Consider the following 14,284-nt stretch of genomic DNA (forward strand, 5'->3'; position numbering starts at 1 on the left):
TATGATGTTGATACGAATAAGCACGAGAAACTAAGGTGAAACGATGGAGTTGCCGGGATTATTTCCCTCAAGTGAGCCCATAATTTCTTTGCGCAAGCCATGCATCTTCTTATCAAGTGCATCTGCTGCGAGGGCAGCTTCTGTTAATTCCTTCACGATATGTGGGGGGACCTGCTTCTCGAACTTGTAGAACAGAATATGTTCCATGCTGGCCCAGAAATCCATGGCTAATGTACGCATTTGAATTTCAATTTTCATCCATCGCTGCCCTTCGAACAACGTGAGTGGAACGGCGACGATGAGATGCAGACTTTGGTATCCATTAGGTTTGGGATTTTCGATATAATCCTTGATTTCGAGGATGGTAAGATCCTCTCTTTTACGGAGATGGTCCAGAAGACTATATATATCTTTAACAAAGGAGAAGACGATTCTCATTCCGGCGATATCATGGATTTTATTAACCATATTGTCGACCGTCATTTCAAGCCCCTTACGTTCTAGTTTATCCAGAATACTCTTAGGTTCCTTAATGCGTGTTTTGATGTGTTCAATAGGACTATAACCGTTATGAATTTTCCATTCGGTTTGAATGAGTTTGATTTTGTTCTTCAATTCATCTAAGGCGAGCTGATATAGAGTCGGAAGCTTTCTCCATTCCTCCAACCTACGTAACTCATTGTCACCAAATTCTAAGTGGTATAATTCTTTCAGGTTTAACTGACCGAGCAGTGTATCTTTGCCATATATATTAGATGTACTCAGATTGATCTACTCCTAATAATAAATTTCCTTCTTTATTGTACCTTGAATAGCTCGCTTAAATCAAAAGGAAACATGAATATGCAAGATCAACAGGTAATCTAGTGAAAACTTATCATTTGAAGGCAATTTACCGAAATTAAAAGGAGAAATCAATGAGTACGAGTTAAATGGTGCGGTATTTAGGTTTGGCTGTAATTTTCACCAATGCGTCAAATCTGGTATGATAATTAACAACTTCAAAGAATTGCTCGGATAGGAGAGGAGTAGATTTATGAAATTTTTACAACGAATTAAAGATGGTGCGGGAAAAGTGACCGATCGTGCGCAGAATGTGGTGGAAATCGGGAGGTTAAACACGCAAATTTCAAATATTGAACGTGAAATGGGACTGTACTTTCAGAAGATGGGCGAAGTGTTCTATGAGGGTTACAGGATTAAGAACATGTCTCTAGCGGAGAAAGAAATGGTTGAACTCGCTAAAACTTGTGATCTGCTGATAGAGGAACGGGATGATATTCGTGCTAAAATCGCCGAGTTAAAAAATGAACATTTGTGCAGTGCATGCGGTAAAACCGTTGCGGAGGATGCTTTGTTCTGCCATTTTTGTGGACATAAGCTGCAGAAATCAAAGGTGCAGGATGCAGGAATGGCTACGGAACCTACGGTTGAACATAACGAGGTAACAAGAGATACTGTTCCTGAGGATGATGATTTCCTCACTCCACTCTTGGAAGAATTGAGAATTTCGGAAGAGGAGAAACAGCCGGTAGATCCTGTAGCAGACGCACGCTACCTTCGTGATTTGGAACGAGAGCGCCAGCGTCAAGAGGAATTGGATTTGCGCATACGTACATGGAATGAAAATGTGGAAAAGGGAGACTCTGCTTCCGCACCCGTTGAATCAACCGTGAGCATTAACACGGTCAGTTGTCAGATTTGTACAACTTCACTCGTAAAAGGAACTAAATGGTGTCCACATTGTGGGGCAGAACAGATTTAAGGTGCGAATAAGCAGTAACCGAGGAATTGTTCACCGAGTTGTAATAAGTAGCCTCTCCAAACGGGAAGATGTTCCGTAGTATTAGGTAGGATGTTGTGCTTTCTCTCTAAGTGGGGAATATTATTACTAACTGTGAACTAGGAGTGTGACTATAGTGGAATGTATCGTTTATTTTGACGTGATGCATGGTGATGTGGTGAAGGAATTAAGAGGTCTTATTTTTCTTGATGAAGGTAAAGCACCGACGGAGAAAGACTATCTGTTGATGTTTGAAGATATGGGCTACAAGCTTCGGCTTGAAGACCCTAATGATCTGGTGTTCAAGCCGACTGAGCCGAGTGCAGACCTTCGTCAAATTCGGATCCGTAGAGTGGATACAGGTGAGAAGAACTATAAGGAAGACAAGGAATTGAGATCGGTTGTTTCAGGGTTGTTACCCAATGAATCGAGACCTATCTAAAGTTCTGAGTTCTTGAACATAGGAGAAGATTACTGTCCTCTAATTTGTTCAGGCTCATTAAGCATCGAAGTACAATGAGAACATCTAGTAGCCTTAACCGGAATTTCAGAGTAGCAGTAAGGGCATTCCTTCAGCGTACTTTGAGGTTCCGGTTTTTCTTGTTCCTGCTTGTCTCTTCTTAAGAAATTAATACCTTTAACAAGAAAGAATATGCATAAAGCGACAATGAAGAAATCGATCATAGTATTGATAAATTGACCATAAGCGATGACTGCAGCTCCGACTTCTTTGGCTTGAGCTAACGATACGACATCTGCCCCACTAGGCAGTTTCTTCTCGCCATCCAAATTGATAAATAGATCGGTGAAATTAACGCCACCTAGTATCTTCCCGATGGGAGGCATCAGGATATCGTTGACGACAGAGGTCACGATTTTTCCAAATGCACCTCCAATAATAACCCCGACTGCAAGATCAATGACATTCCCCCGCATAGCAAATTCTTTAAACTCTTTGGCAATTCCCATCAGATAAGCTCCTTTCAACTTCTTCTAATCTTCGTTTGTATTATACTGTAAAAGGATACTTTTTTGTCAAAAGTAAATGCATATCCTTTGCAAAGTTTTCATGAAATCCACGAAATACCTCTTTATTTCCGTTCATACTTTGGGTATACTTCTAACATTGCATGAAAGATTCGACAATATTTTCATAGCTTTTCTCGTATATATGCAGGAATTGGCCGCATGTTTCTACCTGATCGCCGGAAATGATCAGACTACGAGGAAGAACCCTAACTCGACGAATGTCGCGTTATTTCCTGACGTTTTCTTGTCAGTTATGGTGAATTCTTCCACTGTAGTCCGTTTCCTTATTATTGGGGGAGATGGATTTTTTTTATACTTACAAAGCTTTTTTATACTTACAAAGCTAGATAACATAAGGAGGAGCAAAGAAATGAAACTACTTAAAGAAAAAGTGATGGCAGAAGGTATTGTATTGGGCGAGCAAGTTTTGAAAGTGGATTCCTTTCTGAATCATCAAATGGATCCTATGCTTATGAAAGAAGTTGGGAGTGAATTTGTTCGACGTTTTGCAGGAGAGGGAATTACGAAGGTACTGACGATTGAGTCTTCGGGAATCGCCCCGGCCATTATGACTGCATTGGAACTTGGTGTACCGATGATTTTTGCACGCAAGAACAAATCTCTTACTTTGAAGGAAGATATCTACGTTGAGTCAGTATACTCCTTTACGAAGAGAGAGACGAATGAAATAACGGTCTCGAAGAAGTTCTTGAACGCAGATGACCGCGTGTTAATCATAGATGATTTCCTGGCTAACGGAGAAGCGGCTTTCGGACTTGCACGAATCGTTGAACAGGTTGGAGCAAGCGTGGTAGGTATCGGAATTGTTATTGAGAAGTCATTCCAACCAGGTTCTAAGCTATTGAAAGAAGCCGGATACCGTGTAGATTCACTCGTGCGTATCGCCTCACTTGAGAACGGGACAGTTACATTTGTAGAGGGTGAATAAGCGGGGGCTATAGATAGATATGTGCCAACATTAGTAGAGTTGATTTGGGGAGGAACTATTTTATTATGGAACGCGAGAAAATATTTCAAAGAAACAGACATCCATTTAAGACATTTTCGTTAGGACTACAACATGTGCTAGCCATGTATGCAGGAGCGGTTATTGTTCCGCTAATTGTGGGGAATGCGCTTGATTTCACGCTTGAGCAATTAACTTATTTAATCGCAATTGATCTTCTCGCTTGTGGGATCGCGACGTTGTTACAGGTGTTTGGTAATCGCTTCTTTGGAATTGGGTTGCCTGTTATGCTCGGATGTGCTTTTCAAGCCGTATCGCCCATGATTGCGATCGGTTTGGAGGATGGGATGGGAGTATCCGCTATCTATGGTGCTATTATCGCATCAGGGCTATTCGTCTTCCTGTTCTCAGGTGTTTTTGGGAAGTTGATCGCGTTCTTCCCTCCGGTGGTGACAGGTTCCGTTGTAACCATTATTGGGGTCACTCTGATTCCAGTTGCTTTAACGGATCTTGGGGGTGGAGATAGAACGAGTCCCGATTTTGGGAGTCCGTTGAACTTGATCCTCGGCTTTGGAGTTCTGATCTTTATTATCTTGATGAACCGTTTTACAAAGGGGTTTCTCCGTTCCATCTCAGTTCTGCTTGGTTTGATCGCTGGTACAATCGTGGCTGGATTAGCTGGCACAGTAGATTTCACACCGCTGAAGGAAGCGGGTTGGTTTCATATGGTGCAACCGTTCTATTTTGGGAAGCCAACGTTTCACGCTTCGGCCATTCTGACGATGATCCTTGTGGCTATTGTTAGTGTAGCGGAATCGACTGGTGTATTCATGGCACTTGGCAAAATCGTAGGTAAAGACATTACTTCCAAAGATTTAGCGCGGGGCTATCGTGCGGAAGGTTTGGCTATTATGTTAGGTGGAATATTCAATTCATTTCCCTACACTACGTATTCTCAAAACGTTGGACTTGTCCAGATGAGTCGTGTTAAAACACGAGATGTTATTTTCGTAGCAGGTAGCTTGCTCGTTCTTATCGGTTTTGTACCTAAGATCGCAGCATTGACACAATTAGTACCCACCTCTGTTCTGGGAGGGGCGATGATCGCTTTATTCGGTCTCGTTCTCTCTTCAGGTATTCGGATGCTGGGAGATCAGGTGGATCTTAACCGACATGAGAACCTACTTATCATCGCATGCTCCGTTGGAATGGGGCTAGGTGTAACAGTAGTTCCGGAAGTGTTTGCGCAACTGCCGGACAAACTACGGATTCTCGTTGATAATGGTATTGTTGCAGGTAGTTTCACTGCTATTATTCTGAATCTGTTATTTAATGGGCTGCGTGGTAATCAACGCAATACGGTTGCGGTTGAACCCGGCGAAGAGGGGGAGGTAGCTTAACCTCCAATTACATCCGGTGTAACTGTCTCTCAGCAAGTTCGCCGAATAAGGGGAGTTTGAGCCATTTACCTTGTAAACAGGCGACCATTAACACTAACCAAAGGACCAATCCTATTAGGGTTAACAACAGACCTACTATGGTGCCAATAAGAGGGAGAAATCCTATGAGCGCATGTCCAATCATGAGAGTACCGAACAACATGATCGATTGTAAGGCATGAAATAGAACAAAACGACTCCTTCTCTCTACAACTAGAAAAATAACGCCTCCAACAAAGGCAAATAAGTAACACAGAAATCCAGCTAGATTCTCATAAATACCGGTAGATGATTTGAAAGGGGACATGGCAATTACCTTCTTTCTAGGGGCAGATGAAGGAGGAAGGTGGTTATCCACCTCTTCCTGTCTCATTATCCAGTGTATGACGAGCTGTATCATGACAGAACCATTCACTCACTGGGTAGCCGAAAAGGCGGAAGCTCCTGCGGGAGTAAACCACTGTTCCAAAATATCGTTCACAATGACCTCCGTAGCCTCCGGCTTGCGGAGGTTTTCTATTTCTATTTGCAAGTTGGTAATCATGTCTTCATTATCCCAGAGAGCTTCAATTTGTTCTGTTAATTGCTTAGCGTTATATGCAATGTTGGCAATGCCTTTACGCTTCAGATAAAGTGCGTTATTGAGCTCTTGCCCTGGAACAGGCCGATAAAGGAAGAGTGGAAGGCGGCTGACGAGTGCTTCAGATAATGTGATGCCTCCAGGTTTAGTAATGATACAATCACTAACTCCCATCATTTGGGCTACTTCGTTTACATAGCCATATAAATGTATGTCAGGGCAACCTTCAAACATATTGTGGAGCCCGCGAAATAATTCTTGATTCCGTCCACAAACAACTAGAACTTGGTGTCTTTGACTTGAGATTAATGATTTGCAGATATCACGAAGGCCTTGCACGACGCCATAGGCCCCGGCCATTAGTAGAACGGTTTTCTTGGTAGGGTCTAGCTTATTTAGTAAATCAGAATGGGGTGTGGTTGGTTTGCCGAAATCATAACCTAGCGGTATCCCGCTTGCGACGATACGATCACTCGAAATACCACGTTCGATAATTTCAATTTTTAAATCCTCGGTTGCGACATAATAACGATCAACATTGGGATGTACCCATCTCCCATGAAGATCGAAGTCTGTTACCACATTTACTAATGGCAGTGTTAAACCGGTTTTCTTCGTTAACTTGGGCATAGCTAACTGTGGGAAAGTATGAATAATGAGATCGGGCTCTTCCTTAGCGATGATTTCCTTCAGCATCCGCATGCCCATTGAATTAATCATCCGTAGGATCGAAGTATCCGGTCGCATATCTTTGGTGATGTTGTAGACCCATCCATATACGGAAGGTAGGGTTTTGAAACTTTGAATATACACAAACTTGGTTAACTCATTGAGAAATGGGTGGGCTTCCGCCATTAAATCTAAACTAATAACATTCTGTATTCCCCTAGTATGAAAGCATGCTTCAATGGCTTTGGTGGCTTGATAATGTCCATCACCATAACTAGCGTACAATATCATAATTTTGGGCGTTTTTAAATTCATGAGCGGTATCCCTCCAGTTTCAATTCTCATATATGATGTGTAAGTGTCTCAGAGTATAAACAAAAAAATATGCCCTAAAAAAATGTGTGTTTGGAAGAAAGCTGAAACGTTAATCTGAATATGATACAATGTAAAGGATAGGAGGTTGTTTCCAACATATTGCGATGACCGTAAGAGCCAGCTTTAGGCGCAAGTACATGTGCCTAACTTGATTTAGCGGGAATTTCTTCGGGTATGTCCAGTCTCAAATGCCTGTCGAAAAGGCGGAATTGCAATTCCCACAACTTCATGAATGAACTTACAGTCAAACTTTTCGGCGTTCTCAAAATCGGAGCATTAACCACAAGCGTTCTGGGAGGGAATTAGTATGGCAACGAAAGGTCATAATGAAGTCAAGGAGAGTCTGCGGGAAATGACCCGAATATTTAAGCCGAAAGATCCGAAAAAGTTTGTTAGGGATTATGTTCGGAAATACCGTATTATGGGCGGTTATGAAGAGGAATTGACACACCTCGTGGAGCATGAATTGGGTAAAATGGACTCATCCGTTTCCTAATACATACTCTGGGATCGGAATAATGGTACCTATTTAATGAGATATGTCCTTACTACCGTTCTGGCGTCTAACGCTAGGTACGGTTTTTTTTTACCCTGCTAACATATAGTATATCAATGCTTATTTAACGCAGTGTAAAGCCTGTGAAGGGAGATATAAATATGAAGGTGAGCTTGAAATCAAAAGAGGATATTGCCGGGATTCGGGCGGCCGGAAGTATTCTGGGAGATTGCCATAAGGAAATAGCGAAGCGAATCGGTCCAGGGATTTCGACGCTAGAGATCGATAATTGGGTGGAAAAATTTCTAGCCCAAAGAGATGCCACACCTGAACAGAAGGGATACAGAGGGTATCCGTATGCAACCTGTGCATCTGTGAATGAAGTGGTTTGTCATGGGTTCCCGACAGATCAAAAGCTGAAGCATGGAGATATTGTCACGATTGATATTGTAGTAAATAAGAATGGTTGGTTGGCAGATTCAGGTTGGTCATACCGAATTGGTGAGGTCAGCTCAGAAGCCGATCGCATACTAAAAGTTACTGAGCGAGCTTTATATGCCGGGATTGCCGAGGCGATGCCTGGGAAGAAGATTGGTGATATAGGCTTTGCTATAGGTAAAGTTGCTAAAGAAGCAAAAGTCGGAGTAGTAAAGCCGTTGATTGGACATGGGATTGGTCGAAATATGCATGAGCCACCGGATGTACCGAATTTTGGACGTGCTCGCACAGGTATGGTACTTCAAGCTGGAATGGTGATTACGATCGAGCCTATTTTTACAATTGGAGATACGGGTGCAATACTATGGGATGATGATGGTTGGGGGATTCGGTCCGCTGATGGTAGCTTGGGTGCTCACTATGAACATACATTGGCAATAACCGAAGACGGGCCTATTATATTAACGACATAAAAAGTACACTTAACTCTAATGATACAAACATTATATGAAGCACTAGCTCAAGAAAGAGAGAACCTACAATGAAGATGATTAACGATAAACAATTCGATGAGATATATGAAATAATGGAAGGTTCATTTCCTGAATCTGAAATCAGAACTTATGCCAGGCAACGTGCGCTGTTATCGAATCCGAACTATCGACTGATTACGGAAACGGATGCAGATGGGAAAATCATTGCTTTCCTAGCTAGCTGGGAGTTTTCAACTTTCGGTTTTGTAGAACACTTTGCTGTGAGTCCCTTATTACGTGGAAGTGGCCTAGGGGCTAAATTGCTGAGTCAATATATTGAGCAGTCCCAGATTCCAATCCGATTGGAAGTAGAATTGCCTGAGAGTGATTTCGCAAAGCGGAGGATTGGATTCTATGAACGGTGCGGATTTCATCTTAACTCATACGATTATGTTCAGCCCCCTCTAAGAGAAGGTCAGGCTGATTTGCCGCTCAACATTATGAGTTATCCAGATCCACTCACGGAAGCAGAATTTTTCCATTTTAGAGAAACAGTATATACCGAGGTTTACAAAAGGCTGAAATAAGATGTTAGGTTAGCTGCTCAGGACATTAATTGTCACATATTAACAATGCGAAAAAAGAGCCCAGCTCTTTTTTTTTTGCCTACACGGAAATAAAGTTAACCAAATTGTCAAAATTGGGACAAGGCGAGGAACAGGGATGTGAGGCGCTTGGATTGAGGTAATTAACTAAAAGTTTACAGTCGTTAAAAAGCTAGAAAACGCTAACAAACATTGAAGTAATGCGTTTATTCGACAACTATAGCACAGTGAAAACTACCCACCAAACATTGACAAAAGATGGGTTCAATCATATATTTAATGGGTGATTGTTATAATTGACAAGATACTATTATTAGTGATAGAGCAGATTGCGAGCGAGTCTAGGTATGTAAATAATGTAAATGATCGGAAGAAAACGCAAAAGTGGGGTTGATCAATGATGAAACGTTGGAAGGCTATAAGACGGCTTGGGCCTTTGCTGATTGGGCTTACTTTATTGTTGTCTGCTTGTGGCCGTGAGGATTTGTCGACGCTCAGACCGCAGGGGTCGGTGGCAGAGGGACAATATGGCTTAATGAAGTTATCCATTGGGATCATGATTTTCGTGATGGTGGTTGTATTTGGTATCGCAGCATATGTATGGGTTAAGTTCCGGCGCAAGCCAGGGCAGAATGAAATTCCGGAGCAAGTTGAAGGGAATTTCAAGTTGGAGGTTATTTGGACGGCAATTCCAATTATACTCGTCTTGATTCTGGCCGTGCCTACGATTCAGAAGGTGTTCGCGTTTGGAGAAGATTATTCTGCCGATAAGAACGCAATAAAGGTAAAGGTTACTTCGCACTTGTTCTGGTGGGAATTCACTTATCCGGATTACGGGATTACAACTGCGCAGGATTTAATCATCCCTACGAATAAGAAGATTGCGCTTGAGCTTAAGACAGCGGATGTTCTTCACTCTTTCTGGGTTCCATCTCTCGCAGGTAAAACGGATACAAATACAGATGGTACGATTAATAAAACGTGGATTGAAACATCAAAAGAGGGAGTATACCTCGGTAAGTGCGCAGAACTTTGTGGGCCTTCACATGCTTTTATGGAGTTCAAAGTTAAATCGGTAAGTCAGGATTCCTTTGACAAATGGGTAGTCTCAATGAAGGAACCGGTCCAAACCATTGAAGATCCGGCGGTGGCAGAAGTATTTAAGAGCCAATGCTTGTCATGTCATGCTGTGGGTGAGCAAGGTGGTTCAGCTGGGCCTAACCTAACGGGCATCGGAAGTCGGGAATCGATCGCTAGCATTTTGCTGAATGCAGAAGGCAGTGGCAATACGGTAGATGGCAAGCCGGTTAAGGATAATTTAGTAGAATGGCTAACGGATCCTCAACTTGTAAAACCGGGTAATAAGATGCCCTCACCGAAAGAAGATCTTGGGCTTACGGATGCTGAAATTAAAGCGATAGCTGAGTATTTAGCGGATAGCAAAGTTTCATATTGATCTTTGGTGCTTCATGCGACATAGATCCACTCGGAAATTAAAGGGGGAACAAACCTTGGCTCATGCTCATAGTGTCAAGCGGCACAAGGGTTTGATGGACTGGTTAACAACCGTCGATCATAAGAAAATCGCTATCCTGTACTTATGGGCTGGAGGCTTCTTCTTCGGCATTGGTGGGATTGAAGCGCTATTAATCCGTGTTCAGCTTGCGAAGCCGATGAATGATTTTGTATCGGCTCAGCAATTTAATGAATTGATAACAATGCACGGTACGACCATGATCTTTCTTGGAGTTATGCCGGTTATCTTTGCACTAATGAACGCCGTTATCCCGCTTCAGATTGGGGCACGCGATGTAGCGTTTCCATTCTTGAATTCTTTGGGATTCTGGACGTTTTTGTTCGGTGGTTTGTTGCTTAATTTGAGTTGGATTATGGGTGGGGCACCTGATGCAGGTTGGACGTCGTACACTCCGTTGTCTTCCACAACCTACAGTTTGACGCACGGTATCGATTTCTACACGATTGGCCTGCAGATAGCGGGTTTAGGTACACTAATCGGAGGGATTAACTTCCTGGCGACGATCATTACTATGCGTGCACCGGGCATGTCCTTTATGCGGATGCCAATGTTCACATGGACATCGTTCATTACGTCAGCGATGATCCTATTCGCCTTTCCCGCTATTACGGTAGGATTGGTGTTACTTACGTTTGACCGGATTCTTGGTGCAAATTTCTTCGACGTGTCGAAGGGCGGAAACCCGGTACTCTGGCAGCATATATTCTGGATTTTTGGGCATCCAGAAGTTTATATTCTGATTCTACCGGCTTTTGGTGTTATTTCTGAAGTCATCAGTACCTTCTCGCGCAAGCGGCTGTTTGGTTACAGTTCCATGGTATTTGCTACAATTTTGATCGCCTTTTTAGGCTTCATGGTGTGGGCGCATCATATGTTTACGACAGGTCTAGGCCCTGTAGCCAATGCATTGTTCTCTATTTCAACGATGTTGATTGCGGTCCCTACAGGAATCAAGATCTTTAACTGGTTGTTCACCATGTGGGGTGGGCAAATCCGTTTTACAGTACCTAATCTATTTGCCGCTGGGTTTATCCCGACGTTCGTAATGGGTGGGGTAACCGGTGTTATGTTGGCTTCTGCACCAGCTGATTATCAGTACCACGATACATATTTCGTTGTGGCGCATTTTCACTACGTAATTGTCGGGGGCCTTGTTCTGGGCTTGTTCGCTGGACTTCATTACTGGTGGCCTAAGATGTTTGGACGGATGCTTAGTGAGAGATTAGGTAAGTGGGAATTCTGGACGTTTATTATTGGGTTTCATCTAACTTTCTTCGTTCAGCATTTCCTAGGGTTGATTGGGATGCAACGTAGGGTCTTCACTTACTTGCCGAATCAGGGCTTTGACCTTATGAATTTAGTCAGTACGATAGGTGCGTTCTTAATGGGCGTAGGTGTGATTATCTTCTTAGTGAATGTAGTTATCACGGCTCGTCAGCCTGTAGGCGTAGCGAATGATCCATGGGAAGACGGACGGACACTAGAATGGAGTATCCCATCTCCACCGCCAGAATACAATTTCAAGCAAATCCCACTCGTTCGTGGTCTTGATGCTTTCTGGAAGGAAAAGACGGCGGGTCATAAAGAGATGACTCCAGCGGAACCAGTAGGGCCAATTCATATGCCTTCTGCGACGATTCTTCCATTTTTGATGTCACTAGGTATTTTTATTGCCGGTCTTGGATTCATGTTTACAAGTGATGACTTTGGTAATAACTTTTTGAACTTCATCTTTAACAACTATATTGTGACCGGCATCGGTCTTGCTATTACCTTCGGATCCATGCTGTGGCGTTCACTCTTTGATGATCATGGGTGGCATATTGAACAGGATGAACTGAACGAGAAGGGGGTCAAAGCATGACGACACCACATGCGCCAAAGGTTACAGGAGCGCTTCCTCATGAGCCGGAGAAGGCGACGCTCGAAGGGCGCAACAAGATTCTAGCCTTTTGGTTATTTCTCGGCGGTGAGGCTGTATTATTTGGTACCCTTTTCGCTACTTTTCTAACACTGAGAAATCAAGTGGCGGAAGGTCCTTCAGCTAGTGAACTGTTCAGTTTACCGATGACTGCTGCGGCTACGTTTATCTTGTTAGTCAGTAGCTTAACGAGTGTATTCGCTATTCAAGCGATGCACCGGGGCAATAAGAAGTCGCTAATGGGCTGGCTAAGCGTAACGGTCTTGCTGGGGCTTGCGTTCCTCATATTGGAGATTTATGAATTTTCGGTATATATGATTCATGATGATTACAGTATGACGACCAGTGCTTTCAGTTCTGCGTTCTATACGCTTGTTGGATTCCACGGGGCACACGTGTTATTCGGGATTCTATGGATCGGTATTCTGATTGGACAGTTGTTAAAGAAGGGGCTTACGGTCGTAACGGCTCCTAAAATATATGTATCCGCGATGTATTGGCATTTCATCGATGTGGTATGGGTATTCATCTTCACAGTTGTCTATCTACTCGGGAAGGCGGGGGTATAGAGGATGGAAGACCAGGATAAACATGTTGATTCGGTGATAAAGCGGCGTCACCGCCAAGAAGGACCACAGAAACATGTGATTGCTTTTATATTCTCTATTGTATTGACTCTCATAGCGTTTGCGGCCGTTGCGGCTGGGGGCGTCAATATCGCATTTACAGTGGTTATACTTCTGGTCATGGCAGTGTTGCAGGTGCTTGTGCAGCTGGGGTACTGGATGCATTTGAAGGATAAGGGGCATATGATCCCGATTATCTTTATGGCTGGGGGATTTTTTGTAGCCGGTACAGCGATTATTACGGCGCTTTACTGGATGTGGTGGTCTTAGAGAGGTTGGTCCAAAAGTCATCTTTGGATCATGAAGTATATGAAGAGGTGGGCTTGCTTATAAGCCCCCTCTTTTGTATATTCAGCAGGTAGTTCACAATTTGGACAGATTTAAGTGCGATGGAAGGAGGTTTTGTCATGCTGGGTTTAGAATATTTCAACTTTGAACAAGTGTGGAATCTGGTATATTTAGCGGTAATGTTGCTGATCCTTGCCGGGTACTTCTTGCTTGTGGGCCCGTTAAGTGAGAAACTTGGAGAAGGACAATCTGTATCTGTAGGTAGGAAAGTATTGTTCGTGACAGGGATGATGTTGCTCTACTTGGCACAGGGAGGACCTATCGATCTGCTGGGCCACATGATGTTTAGTTTTCATATGCTCAGTATGGCCTTATCCTATTTGATCGCTCCACCGCTCTTGATGCTGGGTATTCCTCTCTGGGCTTGGCGTGCTATAATACAGTTTCTTGCTAAAAGTCCACTGCGGCGTTTAAAGTTTTTAGTTAAGCCCATCGTGGCTGCTGTACTTTTCAATGGGTTGTTCTCGTTCTATCACATTCCGGTGATTCATGATTATGTCATGCTGAACTTTGGAATTCACCGAGCATATTACCTCATTTTGTTCATTACTTCGGGGTTCATGTGGTGGACGCTTGTTAACCCACTGCCAGAGGCGGCAGAGGTGCAAGGTCTTAAGAAAATGGGATACATCTTCCTCAACATGGTGCTGTTAACACCGGCTTGCGGCTTAATTATTTTTGCAGGTGAGCCGCTATATGCAACTTATAATGATCCAGTAGTGTGGGTGAAGGCCATGGGGTATTGTATACCGGGTGATACTACGTATCTACTTAGCCAGTTTGGTGGACCACAGTTTTTTGGATATTTGGAGCCTGCAATCGATCAACAGGTCGGCGGAATTCTCATGAAATTTCTTCAGGAGATCATATTTGCCTCAATGCTGGCTTATGTGTTCTATCAATGGTACAGGCAGGAGAACTGGGAGGGTGATGATGAGGATATTGTGTCCGCACCTAGATCGGAGTTACCTTCTGGGAAGCTTAATTAAATCATTAGG

Annotated in this window: 16 protein-coding genes and 1 riboswitch; of the genes, 12 read left to right on the top strand and 4 right to left on the bottom strand. The window is 43.2% G+C overall.

The genetic code is table 11. The features are described from left to right. Positions 1-30: 30 nt before the first annotated feature. Positions 31-714 (bottom strand): GTP pyrophosphokinase, encoded by a 684-nt coding sequence (locus EJP82_RS00470; protein ID WP_246053949.1) that lies wholly within the window; start codon positions 712-714, stop codon positions 31-33. Between the two features lie 322 nt (positions 715-1,036). Here EJP82_RS00470 and EJP82_RS00475 point away from each other — a divergent pair, with 322 nt between their 5' ends. Both EJP82_RS00475 and EJP82_RS00480 read left to right on the top strand, forming a co-directional pair. Next, a complete protein-coding gene (locus EJP82_RS00475; protein ID WP_127190055.1) occupies positions 1,037-1,765 on the top strand; it encodes a zinc-ribbon domain-containing protein in 729 nt (242 codons plus the stop codon). Positions 1,766-1,919: 154 nt separating this feature from the next. Further along, complete coding sequence (locus EJP82_RS00480; RefSeq protein ID WP_127190056.1) at positions 1,920-2,225, top strand: hypothetical protein; 306 nt, start codon at positions 1,920-1,922, stop codon at positions 2,223-2,225. A 29-nt stretch (positions 2,226-2,254) separates the two neighbouring features. Here the strand turns inward: EJP82_RS00480 and mscL are convergent, their stop codons facing one another. Continuing rightward, a complete protein-coding gene (gene mscL / locus EJP82_RS00485) occupies positions 2,255-2,752 on the bottom strand; it encodes a large conductance mechanosensitive channel protein MscL (protein ID WP_127190057.1) in 498 nt (165 codons plus the stop codon). A 174-nt stretch (positions 2,753-2,926) separates the two neighbouring features. Beyond that, positions 2,927-3,026: riboswitch (purine riboswitch) on the top strand. 156 nt (positions 3,027-3,182) lie between these two features. Between mscL and EJP82_RS00490 the strand changes: the two genes are divergently transcribed. Together EJP82_RS00490 and EJP82_RS00495 are read left to right on the top strand one after the other, a co-directional pair. Next, positions 3,183-3,761 carry a xanthine phosphoribosyltransferase gene (locus EJP82_RS00490; RefSeq protein WP_127190058.1) on the top strand — a complete coding sequence of 193 codons (579 nt, stop codon included), beginning with the start codon at positions 3,183-3,185 and terminating at the stop codon, positions 3,759-3,761. A gap of 65 nt (positions 3,762-3,826) precedes the next feature. Continuing rightward, a complete protein-coding gene (locus EJP82_RS00495) occupies positions 3,827-5,179 on the top strand; it encodes a nucleobase:cation symporter-2 family protein (protein ID WP_127190059.1) in 1,353 nt (450 codons plus the stop codon). A 7-nt stretch (positions 5,180-5,186) separates the two neighbouring features. Here the strand turns inward: EJP82_RS00495 and EJP82_RS00500 are convergent, their stop codons facing one another. Together EJP82_RS00500 and EJP82_RS00505 are read right to left on the bottom strand one after the other, a co-directional pair. Further along, a complete protein-coding gene (locus tag EJP82_RS00500; RefSeq protein ID WP_127190060.1) occupies positions 5,187-5,525 on the bottom strand; it encodes a DUF4870 domain-containing protein in 339 nt (112 codons plus the stop codon). Positions 5,526-5,633: 108 nt separating this feature from the next. Continuing rightward, positions 5,634-6,782 (bottom strand): MGDG synthase family glycosyltransferase, encoded by a 1,149-nt coding sequence (locus tag EJP82_RS00505; RefSeq protein WP_127190061.1) that lies wholly within the window; start codon positions 6,780-6,782, stop codon positions 5,634-5,636. Positions 6,783-7,149: 367 nt separating this feature from the next. Here EJP82_RS00505 and EJP82_RS00510 point away from each other — a divergent pair, with 367 nt between their 5' ends. The 8 genes from EJP82_RS00510 to ctaG all read left to right on the top strand — a co-directional run bounded on the left by EJP82_RS00510 (position 7,150) and on the right by ctaG (position 14,275). Then, on the top strand, positions 7,150-7,338 hold the full coding sequence (locus EJP82_RS00510) for a hypothetical protein (RefSeq protein WP_127190062.1): 189 nt from the start codon (positions 7,150-7,152) through the stop codon (positions 7,336-7,338). A gap of 161 nt (positions 7,339-7,499) precedes the next feature. Then, positions 7,500-8,249, top strand: coding sequence for a type I methionyl aminopeptidase (gene map / locus EJP82_RS00515; protein WP_127190063.1), 750 nt, complete (start codon positions 7,500-7,502; stop codon positions 8,247-8,249). Between the two features lie 74 nt (positions 8,250-8,323). Beyond that, on the top strand, positions 8,324-8,836 hold the full coding sequence (locus EJP82_RS00520) for a GNAT family N-acetyltransferase (protein ID WP_127190372.1): 513 nt from the start codon (positions 8,324-8,326) through the stop codon (positions 8,834-8,836). Positions 8,837-9,251: 415 nt separating this feature from the next. Continuing rightward, on the top strand, positions 9,252-10,310 hold the full coding sequence (gene coxB / locus EJP82_RS00525; RefSeq protein ID WP_127190064.1) for a cytochrome c oxidase subunit II: 1,059 nt from the start codon (positions 9,252-9,254) through the stop codon (positions 10,308-10,310). Positions 10,311-10,404: 94 nt separating this feature from the next. Continuing rightward, positions 10,405-12,255, top strand: a complete 1,851-nt coding sequence (gene ctaD, locus EJP82_RS00530; protein WP_211350026.1) for a cytochrome c oxidase subunit I — start codon at positions 10,405-10,407, stop codon at positions 12,253-12,255. Further along, positions 12,252-12,881, top strand: a complete 630-nt coding sequence (locus EJP82_RS00535; RefSeq protein ID WP_127190066.1) for a cytochrome (ubi)quinol oxidase subunit III — start codon at positions 12,252-12,254, stop codon at positions 12,879-12,881. Before ctaD ends, EJP82_RS00535 begins: the two co-directional genes overlap by 4 nt. 3 nt (positions 12,882-12,884) lie before the next feature. Beyond that, positions 12,885-13,208: a cytochrome C oxidase subunit IV family protein gene (locus EJP82_RS00540; RefSeq protein ID WP_127190067.1), complete on the top strand. Its 324-nt coding sequence runs from the start codon at positions 12,885-12,887 to the stop codon at positions 13,206-13,208. 137 nt (positions 13,209-13,345) lie between these two features. Continuing rightward, on the top strand, positions 13,346-14,275 hold the full coding sequence (gene ctaG, locus EJP82_RS00545; protein ID WP_127190068.1) for a cytochrome c oxidase assembly factor CtaG: 930 nt from the start codon (positions 13,346-13,348) through the stop codon (positions 14,273-14,275). Positions 14,276-14,284: the final 9 nt, after the last annotated feature.

This window comes from Paenibacillus anaericanus (assembly GCF_003994475.1).
Taxonomy (GTDB): Bacteria; Bacillota; Bacilli; order Paenibacillales; family Paenibacillaceae; genus Fontibacillus; species Fontibacillus anaericanus.

What these genes read in the sequence shown, in the direction of transcription:
- mscL (WP_127190057.1), bottom strand. Translation starts at nt 2,752, where the DNA reads ATGGGAATTGCCAAAGAGTTTAAAGAATTTGCTATGCGGGGGAATGTC.
- ctaD (WP_211350026.1), top strand. Translation starts at nt 10,405, where the DNA reads ATGGACTGGTTAACAACCGTCGATCATAAGAAAATCGCTATCCTGTAC.
- coxB (WP_127190064.1), top strand. Translation starts at nt 9,252, where the DNA reads ATGATGAAACGTTGGAAGGCTATAAGACGGCTTGGGCCTTTGCTGATT.
- EJP82_RS00475 (WP_127190055.1), top strand. Translation starts at nt 1,037, where the DNA reads ATGAAATTTTTACAACGAATTAAAGATGGTGCGGGAAAAGTGACCGAT.
- map (WP_127190063.1), top strand. Translation starts at nt 7,500, where the DNA reads ATGAAGGTGAGCTTGAAATCAAAAGAGGATATTGCCGGGATTCGGGCG.
- EJP82_RS00540 (WP_127190067.1), top strand. Translation starts at nt 12,885, where the DNA reads ATGGAAGACCAGGATAAACATGTTGATTCGGTGATAAAGCGGCGTCAC.
- ctaG (WP_127190068.1), top strand. Translation starts at nt 13,346, where the DNA reads ATGCTGGGTTTAGAATATTTCAACTTTGAACAAGTGTGGAATCTGGTA.
- EJP82_RS00490 (WP_127190058.1), top strand. Translation starts at nt 3,183, where the DNA reads ATGAAACTACTTAAAGAAAAAGTGATGGCAGAAGGTATTGTATTGGGC.
- EJP82_RS00520 (WP_127190372.1), top strand. Translation starts at nt 8,324, where the DNA reads ATGATTAACGATAAACAATTCGATGAGATATATGAAATAATGGAAGGT.
- EJP82_RS00495 (WP_127190059.1), top strand. Translation starts at nt 3,827, where the DNA reads ATGGAACGCGAGAAAATATTTCAAAGAAACAGACATCCATTTAAGACA.
- EJP82_RS00505 (WP_127190061.1), bottom strand. Translation starts at nt 6,782, where the DNA reads ATGAATTTAAAAACGCCCAAAATTATGATATTGTACGCTAGTTATGGT.
- EJP82_RS00535 (WP_127190066.1), top strand. Translation starts at nt 12,252, where the DNA reads ATGACGACACCACATGCGCCAAAGGTTACAGGAGCGCTTCCTCATGAG.
- EJP82_RS00500 (WP_127190060.1), bottom strand. Translation starts at nt 5,525, where the DNA reads ATGTCCCCTTTCAAATCATCTACCGGTATTTATGAGAATCTAGCTGGA.
- EJP82_RS00510 (WP_127190062.1), top strand. Translation starts at nt 7,150, where the DNA reads ATGGCAACGAAAGGTCATAATGAAGTCAAGGAGAGTCTGCGGGAAATG.